This window comes from Kitasatospora sp. NA04385, from assembly GCF_013364235.1.
In the GTDB taxonomy this organism is placed as follows: Bacteria; Actinomycetota; Actinomycetes; order Streptomycetales; family Streptomycetaceae; genus Kitasatospora.
In genome coordinates, this window is sequence record NZ_CP054919.1 from 1,066,050 (window position 1) to 1,078,883 (window position 12,834).

The window sequence follows — 12,834 nt, forward strand, 5'->3', positions numbered from 1 at the left end:
CGTTAATCGAGTGCGGGGGTTCCGGTCCGGCTGGTACAAGGTCTGCGTGACTGAACACCTTCATTTCCCCACCCTGCTGCGGATGATCGACGAGCGGTCCGCCGCGTTCCGCGCCGCCGTCGCCGCGGCCCCCAGCCTCGACGCCGACGTCCCGTCCTGCCCGGGCTGGACGCTGTACGACCTGGCGAACCACCTCAGCGAGGGGGACCGCTTCTGGGCCCACATCGTGCTGAACACCGCACCGGGCGACGAGCGGCCGAGCAAGGACGGGCGGGCGGCGCCCAGGGAGCGCGAGGCGCTCACAGCCTGGCTGGCCGACTCGACGGAGCAGCTGCTCGCCGCACTGCGCGAGGCCGGCCCGGACCGGGGCTGCTGGGCCTGGTGGGAGCCGCTGGCCTCGCCGCACACGGTGGCCGCCGTGGCCCGCCGCCGCGTCCCGGAGTCGCTGATCCACACCTACGACGCCCAACTGGCCTCCGGCGCCCCGCAGGAACTGCCGACGACCGAGGCGGCCGACGCCATCGAGGAGTTCCTCGCCACCGTCTGCACCGGCACGGTCCCGTGGCCGGGCGAGCCCGCCACCATGGACTACCACGCAGCCGAGGCCGGCTCCTGGCGCCAGACGGTGGACGCCGCCGGTTCCCGCTTCACCCGCCTCACCGCGGCGGAGGCCGCCGAGAGCAAGCCCACCGCCGCCGTCCACGGCACGGCGAGCGAGATGGCCCTGCTGATGTACATGCGCATCCCGGCCGACTCGCTGCGGGTGGAGGGCGACGCCGACCTGATCCAGCAGCTACAGGACTGGGGCTGACCGGGCGCCTCACCCCCGGGCGCGGGGCCCGCGTTCCGCACCGGGCCGGGGCACTCGCGCCGGTGGGGCCGCGGGCGTTCGCGTCCGACGAGAAGAAGCAGAACACCATGCAGGCCAACGTCGTCGCCGGATTCGTCTCCGCCCGCACCGGGGCCGGTGTGCGGCCCTCCGTGGGGCGGTCCCGGGCGGGCCGATAGGTAAACAATCGACATATGGCGATAGTAGTCCTATGCTCACTGCCATGACAGAACGTCAACTCCGCGAACCGACACGGCTGGTGCTCACGGCGCTGGCCGACGCCCCCCGGCACGGCTACGCGATCATCCAGGAGGTGCTGGCCATCTCCGAGGGCCGCACCCGGCTCAGCACGGGCACGCTCTACACGGCGCTCGACCGGCTGCTCCAGGAAGGGCTGGTGGGGATCGAGAGCGAGGAGGTGGTCGGCGGACGGATGCGCCGCACCTTCGCCCTCACCCCGCAGGGGCAGGACCTGCTCCGCGAGGAGGCCCGGCGGCTGCGGCTGGCCGTCGCCGAGGCCGAACGCCGACTCGCCGCCGCCCGCCCGCGCCCGAACGGAGCCCCCGCATGACCGTCCCCCAGCACGCGCCGCAGGCCGGACGCCTGCTGATGGGCCTCTACCCGGCCCGCTACCGGGCCGCCCACGGCGCGGACATCGCCGCCGTCTTCGCCGAGACCACCGGGGGGCTGCCCCGACGCGCGGTGCTCCGGGAGCGGTTCGACCTCGCGGCGCACGCCCTGCGGCTGCGGCTGCGGATCGGCCCCACCGACCCGGTCGGCCGGGTGCTGGCGGGCGCGGCGCCCGTCGCCCTCGCCCTGGCCGCCGGCCGCTGCCTGTTCTTCCTGCTGACGCAGCTGCACGAGACGGCCTACCGGCTCCTGCACCCGTACCCCAACCTCGGCCGGGGCTACGCCGTGCTGGGCGCGGCCCTGCTGCTGGCCGGCACGCTGCCGTGGCTGCTCGCCCTCGCGCTCACCGTCCTGGGCCGGTGGCGGGCGGCCCGGATCACCGGCGTGCTCGCCGCGCTCACCGGCGCCGGTATCCAGTGGTGGGAGGGGGTGTACGCGATGTGGGAGGTCGGCTTCCTGGTGGGCCTGCTGCTGATCGGCGTGCTGGGCCTGCTGGCACCGGCCGACCTGGTGGACGCCACCGCCCGGGGGCGCTGGGAGGCGGCGGGCCTCGCGCTGGGCGTCGGACTGCCGATGACCGTCGTGGGCCCGCAGGGGCTGACGTTCCTCGACGACGTGGACCTGTCGGTCGGCGTCCTGCTCCCGGCCTGGCTGTGCACGGTGACGGCCGTCGCACTGCTGCTGCGCCTGTCCGGCCGGCGTCCGGACCGGCTCCGGGCGGCCGGGGTGGCCCTCGGGGCCCTGCCCTGGCTGTCGTACCTGGCGTTCGCGCTGGTGGACAGCCCCGGGCAGCGGACCGCGCTGGTCGAGTTCGGCGGGATCTGCCTGGCCCCGCTGGGCACCGCGGTCGCGGTGGCGGGCGTGGTCCACCTCGTCCGACGGGCCCGGACGGGTGGGACCGCCCCCTCGGCCTGACCCCTCGGCCTGACTCCTCGGCCTGACCCCTCGGCCCGTGCGGTCGCGGGCCCCGAGCCACCCCGCCGCGCCGGGCACCGCCGGGGCACGCGGTAAGGTGGGGTGATCGACACCCTCGCGGTGTCGAACGGCGGTGGGGCCCGCCGTACCCGAACCGCGGCGATCGCCGCCAACGGTCCCTACTTGTGACTGTCGCGCCCGCGTGCCCGGGCGCCTCGCGAGTAGGAGAGGTGTGCCCGTGGAACGCCCCCAGACCGAAGTGACGGCCGAACAGGCCGAACAGGCCGAACAACCCCTCGTCGACCCGGACCTCCCACCGGCACCCGGGCCCGCCCGGGGCCCGGCCCGGTGGACGCTCGCCGTGATCGCCGCCGGCGGCGCGCTCGGCGCGTGCGCCCGATACGCCGCGGGGCTGGCGTGGCCGGTCGGACCGGCGGCCTTCCCGTGGACCACGCTGGTGGTGAACGCGGTCGGCTGCGCGGTGATCGGCGTCCTGCTGGTGACGATCACCGAGGCGTGGACGGCGCACCCGCTGGTGCGGCCGTTCCTCGGCACGGGGGTGCTGGGCGGGTTCACCACCTTCTCCACCTACGCGGTGGACGTCCAACGGCTGCTCGACGGCGGGCACGCCGCGACGGCACTGGGTTACCTGGCCGCGACGCTGGGCGCGGCCATGCTGGCGGTGTGGGCGGGCGCGGAGGCGACCCGTCGGGCGATCGGCTGGAGGGCGACACGATGACCAGGCTCACGGGCCGCGCGCTGCGGGTGACGGTGTTCGTCGGGGAGGACGACCTGTGGCACCACCGGCCGCTGTACAGCGAGATCGTCCACCGCGCGCACGCGGCCGGCCTCGCCGGGGCGAGCGTCTTCCGGGGCGTCGAGGGCTTCGGCGCGTCCTCCCGGGTGCACACCGCCCGACTGCTGTCGCTCAGCGACGACCTGCCGGTGGCGATCGTGATCGTGGACGCCGAGGAGCAGGTCCGGGCGTTCCTGCCGCAGTTGGACGAGTTGGTCACCGAAGGGCTGGTGATCCTCGACGACTGCGAGGTGATCCGCTACGTCGGACGGGACGGGCGTGACGGCCGCGACGGGCATGACGGCCGCGACGGGCGTGACGGCCGCGACAGGCGTGACGGCCGCGACGGACGCGGCGAGGAGGGCCGGAAGTGAACTGGCTGCTGGTGATCGCCGGGGCGGCGGTCGGCGCCCCGCTCCGCTACCTGACCGACCGGGCCGTGCAGTCCCGGCACGACACCGTCTTCCCCTGGGGCACCTTCACCGTCAACGTGTCCGGCTCGCTGGTGCTGGGCCTGCTCACCGGCGCGGTGGCCGCCGGTGCGGTCTCCTCGCACCTCCAACTGCTGATCGGCACCGGCTTCTGCGGCGCCCTGACCACCTACTCCACCTTCTCCTACGAGACGCTCCGCCTCGCCGAGAGCGGCGCCCGCTTCTACGCCCTGGCCAACGTCGCCGCCAGCCTGGCGGCCGGCCTGGGCGCGGCCTTCACCGGCAACGCGCTCGCCCACGCCCTGTGGGCCTGAGCCGCCCGCGCCCCGCGTCCGGTGCGCGGCGCCCCCGCGCCCCGCGTCCCGTGCCCCCGCGGCTCCGGGCCGCTCGGCGGGGCCGCGTTGTCGTTGCCGGGTGAGAGCGTGCACGGATGACCGCAACAGCTGACGACAGCGCGCACGACGGCGTCCGGCCGGACGTCGAACAGGCCGTCATCGCCCGGTTCCGGGTCCCGGGCGAGGGCTTCGGCGAGCCGGCGGACCGGGCGACCGTCCGCGCGGCCGAGCGGCTCGTGGCCGAACTGGTCGAACGGGCCGGGGTCGGCGAGTGGGATGGCCACGAGTTCGGGGGCGGCGAGGTGCTGCTGTTCGCCTACGGCCCGGACGCCGACGCCCTGTTCGCCGTCGCCGAGCCCACCCTGCGGGGGCTGCCGTTCCGCCCGGCGAGCGTGCTGCTGCGGTACGGGCCCGCGCTGGACCCGGCCACCCCGGAGCGGCGCGTGGAGCTGTGAACCCGCGCCCCCGCCGCCCGCGGGCGCTCCCGTAGGATCGGGGCGCGGACGAACGCCCCTTCTACCGGACGCCCCTTCTGCCGGACGCCCCTTCTGCACGGGAGGACCTCAGCGCATGACGGAACGCAAGCCACCCGGTGTGACCTTCGAGAGCTGGGTCGACCGGCAGATCCGCGAGGCCGCCGAGCGGGGCGCGTTCGACGACCTGCCGGGGTCCGGGAAGCCGCTGCCCGGCGAGGGGCGGCCGTACCACGAGATGTGGTGGATCCGGGAGAAGATGGAGCGCGAGGGCCTGTCCCACCTGCCGCCGTCGCTGGCGCTGCGGGCCGAGCTCCGCGAGGCGCTGGACACCGCCCGGCTGGCACCGACCGAACCGCTGCTGCGCAGCCGCCTCGCCGAGGCCAACGCCCGGATCGAGGCCGCGCTGCGCCGCCCGGTCGAGGGGCCGCCGCTGGGCCTGGCGCCGGTGGACGTCGAGCGCGTCGTCGCCGAGTGGCGCGACACCCGCTCCTGAAACGCCCGGCCCCGCCCCGCCGCAGCCGACCGCCCTGCCCCGCCTCGCCCCGCCTCGCCCCGCCACAGCCGACCGCCGCGCCGGAAAACCGTTCGACAGCTGCGGTGACGGGGGCTCAGACTGGGCCCATGTCTTCTCGAATCGAGTCTTCTTTCCTCCGGTGAGCGCCGGGTCGCGGCGCGGTGGTCCCGCGCTGTACGAGGCCGTGCTGGAGTTGTCGGGCGCTTCGCCCGGCGGGCTGCCGCCGCGCTCCGGGTTCCGGGGGCTGCACGCCGCCGCGGGCCCGCTCCCCCGGGGGGAGACGGTCCAGGAGCGCCGGGAGTTCGCGGCGGGTGCCGAGCGGGCCGTCCGCGCCGTGTTCGGGTCGTGGTGCGGTGATGTCGGCGCGCTGGTCGGCGGGTTGGAGCGGCTCGTCCTGCCGGACGGCTGCCACCGCCTGATCGGCTCCGGCGTCGCCGAGCTGCCGGTCGCCGATCCGGCGGGCGCCCTGGCGGCGGCCCGGCGGCTGGTGCGCGAGGGTACGTCGGTGCCGGCCGTCCTGACGGGCATCGCGCTGCTGCGCCGCTTCGGCACGTCGGAGGACGTGCCGGTGCTGTCGGTGCTCGGCACGGCCGAGGTGCTGCACGACTCGGCGCTCGCCGCGCTGGACGTGCTGGACCGGCAGGCGGCCGCCGTCCTCGCGCTGACGGTGCACGGCCGCCGCCCGCTGGTGGAGCCGCTGCTGGCGGCGCTGCGCAGCGACGACCGGCGGGTGCGCCGCAAGGGCCTGATCGCGCTGCCCCCGGACGTGTCGGCGCTGGGCCCCGCCGACGCCCGCCGCGTCGTGGAGGCCTTCGGGCCCGCCGGGTTGCTGGACGCCTTCCCCCACGACACCTGCCTGGTCGAGGTCACCGGCCGGCTGCTGCTCCGGCTGGCGGACTCCACCTCCGATCCGGCCGAGCTGCTGGCCTGCCGCGAGGCGCCGGGCCTGTACGAGCGGGTGGTGGGCCGGGCCGGGCAGTTGACGCCGGGCTTCGACCGCTACGCGCTGCTGCTCTCGCTGGCGCTCGACCTGGCCAGTGGCAGCGCCGCGCTGCTCGACCGGCCGCCCCGGTGGCGCGCGGCGCTGCTCGACGGGCTGGACCGGGTGCTGGCCGCACCGGCCTGGGCGGCGGCGGTCGCCGCGGCCGACCGTCGGCCGGGCGCGGCGGCGCGGGTCGGCTGGATCCGCCGCACCGGGCGCCGCCCGTTCGAACTCCCGGCGCGGGCGGGCCGGTTCCGGATCGAGGTGGTGGATCCCGATCCGCGTTCGCGCGGCTGGATGCAGGCCAGGGTGCTGGTCGACGGCCTGCCGCTGGTCCCCCGGCTGTTCCCGGCCGGGGCGGTGTTCGGCCCGGAGCAGCTGCTCGACGGGGGCGCGCTGCGGGCCGGGCCCGAGCCGCACCCGGTGCGGCTGGCGGAGGCGCCCTGCACCGAGGGGTGCTGCGGCGCCCTGTGGGTGGACGTCCGGCGCGCGGAGGGCCCGGACGGGCCGGTGGTGGTGTGGGACGGCTTCCGGCCCGGCCGGCACGCCCGCCCGCTGCCCGGCGCCGGAGCGCTGCGCTTCGACGCGGCCGCCTACGACGCGGAGGTGGCCCGGGCCGAGACGTCCGACCCGGGCCGCACCCGGGCCCGGGCCGTCGCCCTGCTGCTGGAGCGCGAACTGCGCTCCCGCCCCGAGCTGTTGGCCCGCTGGGACGCCAGGGCCGGCCGGATCGCCCCGGCCGACGACCGCCCGGACACCGCGGAGGTGGTCTTCTGGTACGTGCCGGGCCAGTCCGCCGGCACGCCGGAGCAGCCGGAGCACCCGCTGACGTTCCGCTGGTCAATCCCGGACGACGGCCGCCCCGCCGAGGTGCAGGCCGCGGCGGCGCTGCGCCGGCTCGCCACCGAGGACCCGACCTCGTACGCCCGGCTCGTCGGCGGCCACCGGGCCCGCGCGGCGCAGCTCGGCTTCTCCTGGCCGGAGCCCTGAGCTACCCCGCGCCCGCCCGTCCGCGTCCGCGTTCCCGTTCCCGTTCCCGTTCCGCAACCTGGCGATCGGCGTGGTCGTCGGCTCGCTGCTCGCGATGGCCGTCTTCGCCGAGCGCGTCGCCCACCACGCCGAGGTCACCGCCACCGCCACCGCCGACCCGGACGGCGCCCGCACCGTCTGCACCGTCACCGGCGCGCTCTTCTCCGCCTCCGCCAACGACCTCACCACCCGCTTCGACCACGCGGGCGGTCCCGACCTGGTCGTCATCGACCTCAGCGGCGAACTCGCCGCCGCGCGCTGACCGTTGCGGGGCGTCCACCCGGTGCCGGGGGCGTCCGCCCTCTTCCTGCGGCAGGTCGAGGTTGTCCGAGGGGGCGCTCGGCCCCCGTCCGGGACACTCCCGGGGGAGGACGACGGGACGGACGCCGACCCGGCCGCCTTCGACGCCTTCCCGCGCGCCCCGCCGACCCGCGCGCGGGCCCCGGCCGGGCCGCCGGTAGGGTGCTCGCACCGACAATCGGAAGATCGCATTCCATTACCCGAGGGGGGCCGGTGCCGGACACCGCGCAGCAGGAGCAGGAGCAGGGCCCACGGAGAGCGCAGTCGATCGACGGCCTGCGGTCGATCTGGGCGGCGGGCGAGCAGCCGCAGCCGGTCCTGCCCTGGTACCGGAAGGTGACGCGCAGGCAGGTCGGCGTCACGGCGGCCTGCCTGGTGACGGTGCTGGCCGCCGCCCTGGCGATCCGCTCGGTGGACTCGGGCGTGGTGCAGCACCGGGTCGCGCTGCCGACCGACTTCGCGGGCCTGACCCGGGTCGCCGACGCCCAGGACCTGGCCACCCTCCGGGCCTCCTACGAGAACCGGAACGCCAGGCGCTACGTCCCGCGGATCGTCCAGGTGCAGGGGTACGGGCAGCCGGGCGCCACCGGCCTGTGGGAGAGCGAGCTGGTGGCCGTGGCGATGCAGGGCTCGGTCCCGGACGCCGCGCGGGCCGCGACCGAGATGCTCGGCGGCTACTCCCCCGACGGCGGCTCACTGCGCGACGGCACCCCGGTCGGCGGCATGCGCACCTACCCGCCGGGCCCGCTGAACGGCGCGCTCGCCTGCGCGACCCTCGGCGAGCCCGGCGAGGAGTACGCCGCCTGCGCCTGGGCGGACGGCAGCACGCTGGGCGCCCTGGTGGACCGGACCGGCGAACTGACCCCCGAAGAACTCGCCGACCGCACCCGCGCGTTGCGCTCCCTGACCGAACTGCCCGAGTGACCCGGGCCGCCGAGCCGGGCCGCCGACCCGGCCCCGCCCGGCCCCGCCCGACCCCGCCGCGCCGCGCCGCGCCGCTTCAGGACTTCAGGCCGCCGCTGCTCTGCAGCAGTTGACCGTTGATCCACTGGCCCTGCGGCGAGCAGAGGAAGTCGACCAGGTGGGCGGCGTCCCGCGGGGTGCCGAGCCGGCCCAGCGGGGTGTGCGCGACCAGGTCGGCCCGGAGGTCCTCGTTCATCCAGCCGGTGTCGGTCGGGCCGGGGTCGACCACGTTGGCGGTGACGCCGAGGTGGGCGAGTTCGCGGGCGGCGGCCCGGGTGATCCGGTCCAGCGCACCCTTGCTGGCCCCGTACGGGAGGTTGCCGACGGTGTGGTCGCTGGTCAGGGCGACGATCCGGCCGGTGCCGAACGCGCCGGTGAAGCGCAGCCCGAACTCGCGGATCAGCAGCCAGCTCGCCCGGGCGTTGACCGCGAAGTGCCGGTCGAAGCTCTCCACCGTGGTGTCCAGCAGCCCGGAGTCGACGGACTCCGCGTGGCTCATCACCAGCGCGGTGACCGGCCCCAGCCCGGCCTCCACCCGGTCGAACAGCTCCGCGGGCGCCGCCGGGTCGGTCAGGTCGGCCGGCACCGCCAGGTGCCGGGCGCCGTGGCCCGCGAGCAGCGCGCCGACGGCCTCCACCGCGCCCTCCTCGACGCCCCAGCTCATCCGGGTGTCGTACGGCGTCCAGTGGCTGTGCGCGACGTCCCAGCCGGAGGCGGCGAGCCGCTCGGCGATGCCCGCGCCGATGCCGACCGTCCGGCCCACACCGGTGACCAGGGCGACGGGGCGGTGGGAGTGGGTCTGCTCGGTTCTCATCACGGAACCAGACCCTGACATCCCGTCAGTCGCCCGACAAACCGTTTTCCGCCCGCCGCTCCTGCTCCCCCTCGGCGTGCAGCACGGCCCGGACGGGCCCGTCGGGGTGCACGGTGAGCCGGTACCCGGTGTCCGCAGGCGCCTCCGTGACCCGCACCCGGTGGGCGGGCAGCAGTTCCTCCAGCAGCAGCACCATCTCGCGGACCGCGAACTGCGCCCCCAGGCAGGCCCGCGGCCCGAGGCCGAACGGGAAGTACCCGCCGGTGGAGGGCCGTTGGGCGGCGTCCAGGAAGCGCTGCGGGCGGAACTCCTCCGGGTCCGGCCACACCTCACCGTCCCGGTGCGTCAGGTAGGGGGAGACCAGCACCGTCGTCCCGACCGCGATCGGGCACCCCTCCAGCACGTCGTCCTCGGCCGCGTACCGGGGCATCAACCAGGCCACGGGGTACAGCCGCAGCGTCTCGTCCACCAGGGCCCGGATCGCGGCCGCCCGCTCGGCGGACCCGGCCGGACCGGCGGCCAGCGCCCACGCGCGCTGCTCGGGGTGCGCGTCCAGCAGCAGGAACAGCCAGCTCAGCGCGGTGGCGGTGGTCTCGTACCCGGCCACCACCACCGTCATCAGCTCGTCCCGCACCAACCGCTCGGTGTAGTCCGGGAGTTCGGCCGCGGCCTGGAGCAACACCTGCACCAGGCCGGGCTCCTGGGCCTCCCCGGCGAGGGCGATGGCGTGCTCGGCGACCCGGTCGACGTGCTCGTTGGCCTCCCGGAAGTCGATCTCGGTGTCGCCCGTCGCCGGTGCGAACGCCGGGATGGCGGCGAAGCCCTCCCCGGCCGCGACCAGCCGCCGGTGCGTCTCCGGGTCGAGCGGGTGCGCGGTGAGCGAGCGCCAGATCACGTCCAGGGAGAAGTACCGCAGGTCGGCGTCGATCTCCCGGACCTCGCCGGTCGCCGCGGCGGCCCGCCACCGGGCGGCGGTGGCCGCCACCGCGGCCCGGATCTGCGGCTCGTACGCCTTGATCCCCCGACCGGTGAACTGCGGCTGGAGCAGCTTGCGTTGACGCCGCCAGGGCTCCCCCGCGGCGCACAGCAGCCCGCCCCCGAGCAGCGGTTTGACCCGGTGCCCCCGCTTCACGTACACCTCGGTGCGCTTGGCCAGCACCTGCTGCACCGCCGCGGCCCCGGTCACCAGGACGACCCGCCGCTCCCCCAGCCGGAACCCCGCCACCGGCCCCAACTCGCCCACCGCGCGCAGCAGGTCGACCACCCGGCCGCCCCCGGCCCGCCAGCGGGCGAACCCCTCGGCGTCGAGTTCGGGAAGAACACTGGTGGCGGCCGTGGCCAAGGCGGTCTCCTGCCGTGCTGAACTGCACCGTACGGACACCGACCACCCTAGCCGCGCCACCCGCCCCGCTCGGGGCGATTCGCGCGACTTCCGGCCGGGTCGGACTCCCCGGACGTACGCGGGCTCCCCGAACGGGCGCGGGCTCCGCGGATATTCGGGGGCGGCCGGGGGTCGGGGCGGCTACGGTGGCGGGCGTGCAGCGTGCCGCGATGTCGACGACGACGCCGGAGAGTGTCCCGGCGCGCTGACCGCTGTGTGCGAGCCCCGGGGCCGAGTGCTCCGGGGCTCTCGCGTGCGTGCGCGCCCTCCGACGGCACTCGTCCCCTCACCCGAGCGACCCTCCCGAGGAGACCACCGTGCCCGACCGCATCACCCCCATCGACCGCGCGGACCACGCCGACCGCATCGACCACCGCCGGCTCGGCCGTGAGCTGAACCTGTTCGACACCGATCCGCTGATCGGCTCCGGCCTGCCGTACTGGCTGCCGGACGGCGCCGCGGTGCGCCGCAGCCTGGAGGACTTCGTGCACGCCCTGGAGCGGCGGGCGGGCTACCGGCACGTGTACTCGCCCGCGCTGGGCAAGCGCGAGCTGTACGAGCTCTCGGGGCACTGGGCGCATCGCCGAGCCGGGCGACATGTACCGCTCGGAGCGCTCCGGCGTGCTGGGCGGGCTGAGCCGGGTGCGGGCGATCCGGCTGAACGACGCGCACGTGTTCTGCACCCCGGAGCAGGCGGCGGCCGAGGTGCGCGGTGCCCTGGAGCTGATCGCGGCGGCGTACCGGGCGATGGGCGTGGTCCCGTCCCGCTACCGGCTGTCGCTGCCCGGCCCGGGCGGCAAGTACGCGGCGCGCCCGGAGCTGTGGGAGCGGGCGACCGCGATCCTGGTGCGGGCGCTGACGGAGCTGGGCCTGCCGTACGAGGAGGGGGTCGGCGAGGCGGCGTTCTACGGGCCGAAGATCGACGTGCAGGTGGTGGACCCGGCGGGGCGGGAGTCGACCCTGTCCACCGTGCAGGTCGACTTCCACCAGCCGGAGCGGTTCGGCCTGCACTACGTCGGGGCGGACGGGGCGCGGCACCGGCCGGTGATGGTGCACCGGTCGGTGGTGGGGAGCGTGGAGCGGGCGGTGGCGCACCTGGTCGAGCGGCACGGCGGGGCGTTCCCGGCCTGGCTGGCGCCGGTGCAGCTGGCGGTGCTGCCGCTGGGCCCGGAGCAGGCGGACGCGGCGGCGGCGCTGGCGGCCCGCTGCCTGGAGCTGGACCTGCGCGCCGAGGTGCTGGGCGCGGAGCGCGGTTCGCCGGGGCCCGGGTGCGGGCGGCGCGGCCGGCCCCGTACCTGGCGGTGGTCGGCCCGCGCGAGGCCGCCGACGGCACCCTGTCGCTGCGGCTGCGGGACGGCCGGCGGCTCGGTGCGCTCCCGGTCGACGAGGTGCTGTCGGGCGTCGCCGAGCGCGTCCGGGCGCACACCGTCGAACTGTGGTGAGCGCCACCCGGGCCGGGTGACCCTCCCCACCCCCGGGCCGGCCGCCGTCCCTCCCCAGAACCCCCCGCCGCCCGTGTCCCGTCCGCCCCGCACCCCCTTTATCCAGGGCTTATTCACGGATCGGACGTGCGCGGCGGGGCCGTTCGACCCCTCGTCCCCGGGGCCTTCGGCGTGCCATACTCCATCACCATGACCGGCATCCACGCGACCAAGGCCCTGCGGGGCGCGGTGTTCACCGCGCTCGCCGTGCCGCTGGCCGCGTTCGGCCAGGTGGCGATCACCGGGCGTGCCCTGCCGCTCACCCTGGTCGCGGCGGCGAGCGTCGCGGTCTTCCTGCTGGCGGTGGTCCTCGACGGGGCGCGCCGCCGCTTCCTGCTGCTGTCCTCCGTGCTGGTGCCGGTGGAACTGCTGCTGAACACCGCGTTCAACCTCGGCCAGGACGCCTGTGCGCGGCCCGCCCGGGGCGTGGACCTGCTGGTCTGCGGCGGCGACTCGGTGAGCGGCTCGGAGCTGTTCGCGCAATGGACGCACGGCTCGGTGGGCCTGACCCGCCTGCTGGTGCTGGCCGTGCACCTGGCGCTGGCGCTGGCCGCCGCGGCCTGGCTGCGGCTGGCGGACGCCGCGGTCAGCGGCGTCACCGAGGCGCTGGACGCGCTGGCCCGCCTGCTGCCCGCGCCGTGGCGCGCCCTGCTGCTGGCCGCCCGTCCGGGCTGCCCGGCCGCGCTGCTGCCCGCCCCCGGCGCCGAACCGGCACCCCGGCGTCCGCAGGTCCTCCTGCTCGCCCCGGCCCCGCGCCGCGGTCCCCCGCAGCTGGCCCTCGCCAGCTGACGGACCGTCACCCGGACGCGTTCCGTCCCGGGCGCCCACCGCGCGCCCCTCCCTTCCTGAACCAGCACCCCGGCCGTGCCGCGCCCTGCCCCGCCCCCCGTACGCCCCGTACGGGCTGCGGGCCACCGGCGCCGGGCCGCCGCCGGGTGCCGAGGAGACGACGGATCAC

13 protein-coding genes and 2 pseudogenes are annotated in these 12,834 nt (G+C 76.6%); 13 read left to right on the top strand and 2 right to left on the bottom strand.

Features of this window, described 5'->3' with window-relative positions; translation table 11 throughout:
- Positions 1-46: 46 nt before the first annotated feature.
- The 11 genes and pseudogenes from HUT16_RS04655 to HUT16_RS04705 all read left to right on the top strand — a co-directional run bounded on the left by HUT16_RS04655 (position 47) and on the right by HUT16_RS04705 (position 8,161).
- A complete protein-coding gene (locus tag HUT16_RS04655) occupies positions 47-811 on the top strand; it encodes a maleylpyruvate isomerase family mycothiol-dependent enzyme (protein ID WP_176185717.1) in 765 nt (254 codons plus the stop codon).
- Between the two features lie 241 nt (positions 812-1,052).
- Positions 1,053-1,400 carry a PadR family transcriptional regulator gene (locus HUT16_RS04660; protein ID WP_176185719.1) on the top strand — a complete coding sequence of 116 codons (348 nt, stop codon included), beginning with the start codon at positions 1,053-1,055 and terminating at the stop codon, positions 1,398-1,400.
- The gene (locus tag HUT16_RS04665) at positions 1,397-2,374 is read left to right on the top strand and encodes a hypothetical protein (protein ID WP_176185721.1); all 978 of its coding nucleotides are present in this window, start codon (positions 1,397-1,399) and stop codon (positions 2,372-2,374) included. Before HUT16_RS04660 ends, HUT16_RS04665 begins: the two co-directional genes overlap by 4 nt.
- 238 nt (positions 2,375-2,612) lie before the next feature.
- Positions 2,613-3,113 carry a CrcB family protein gene (locus HUT16_RS04670; RefSeq protein WP_254897637.1) on the top strand — a complete coding sequence of 167 codons (501 nt, stop codon included), beginning with the start codon at positions 2,613-2,615 and terminating at the stop codon, positions 3,111-3,113.
- The gene (locus tag HUT16_RS04675; RefSeq protein ID WP_176185723.1) at positions 3,110-3,544 is read left to right on the top strand and encodes a DUF190 domain-containing protein; all 435 of its coding nucleotides are present in this window, start codon (positions 3,110-3,112) and stop codon (positions 3,542-3,544) included. Before HUT16_RS04670 ends, HUT16_RS04675 begins: the two co-directional genes overlap by 4 nt.
- Positions 3,541-3,915: a fluoride efflux transporter CrcB gene (gene crcB / locus HUT16_RS04680; protein WP_176185725.1), complete on the top strand. Its 375-nt coding sequence runs from the start codon at positions 3,541-3,543 to the stop codon at positions 3,913-3,915. The genes HUT16_RS04675 and crcB overlap by 4 nt, the downstream gene beginning before the upstream one ends.
- Before the next feature lie 116 nt (positions 3,916-4,031).
- Positions 4,032-4,391: a hypothetical protein gene (locus HUT16_RS04685; RefSeq protein ID WP_176185727.1), complete on the top strand. Its 360-nt coding sequence runs from the start codon at positions 4,032-4,034 to the stop codon at positions 4,389-4,391.
- 115 nt (positions 4,392-4,506) lie between these two features.
- Positions 4,507-4,905, top strand: a complete 399-nt coding sequence (locus tag HUT16_RS04690; protein WP_176185729.1) for a DUF1992 domain-containing protein — start codon at positions 4,507-4,509, stop codon at positions 4,903-4,905.
- A gap of 160 nt (positions 4,906-5,065) precedes the next feature.
- Positions 5,066-6,898 carry a hypothetical protein gene (locus HUT16_RS04695; protein WP_176185731.1) on the top strand — a complete coding sequence of 611 codons (1,833 nt, stop codon included), beginning with the start codon at positions 5,066-5,068 and terminating at the stop codon, positions 6,896-6,898.
- A gap of 55 nt (positions 6,899-6,953) precedes the next feature.
- Positions 6,954-7,175, top strand: a pseudogene (locus tag HUT16_RS04700) (sodium-independent anion transporter); the annotation flags it as partial.
- 275 nt (positions 7,176-7,450) lie between these two features.
- Positions 7,451-8,161, top strand: a complete 711-nt coding sequence (locus HUT16_RS04705; protein WP_176185735.1) for a hypothetical protein — start codon at positions 7,451-7,453, stop codon at positions 8,159-8,161.
- Positions 8,162-8,237: 76 nt separating this feature from the next.
- Here the strand turns inward: HUT16_RS04705 and HUT16_RS04710 are convergent, their stop codons facing one another.
- Positions 8,238-9,014: an SDR family oxidoreductase gene (locus tag HUT16_RS04710; RefSeq protein ID WP_176185737.1), complete on the bottom strand. Its 777-nt coding sequence runs from the start codon at positions 9,012-9,014 to the stop codon at positions 8,238-8,240.
- A gap of 25 nt (positions 9,015-9,039) precedes the next feature.
- Complete coding sequence (locus HUT16_RS04715) at positions 9,040-10,356, bottom strand: cytochrome P450 (RefSeq protein WP_176185739.1); 1,317 nt, start codon at positions 10,354-10,356, stop codon at positions 9,040-9,042.
- Positions 10,357-10,760: 404 nt separating this feature from the next.
- Between HUT16_RS04715 and HUT16_RS04720 the strand changes: the two are divergent.
- Both HUT16_RS04720 and HUT16_RS04725 read left to right on the top strand, forming a co-directional pair.
- Positions 10,761-11,837: pseudogene (locus HUT16_RS04720) on the top strand (aminoacyl--tRNA ligase-related protein).
- Positions 11,838-12,026: 189 nt separating this feature from the next.
- Positions 12,027-12,665: a hypothetical protein gene (locus HUT16_RS04725; RefSeq protein WP_176185741.1), complete on the top strand. Its 639-nt coding sequence runs from the start codon at positions 12,027-12,029 to the stop codon at positions 12,663-12,665.
- Positions 12,666-12,834 lie beyond the last annotated feature (169 nt).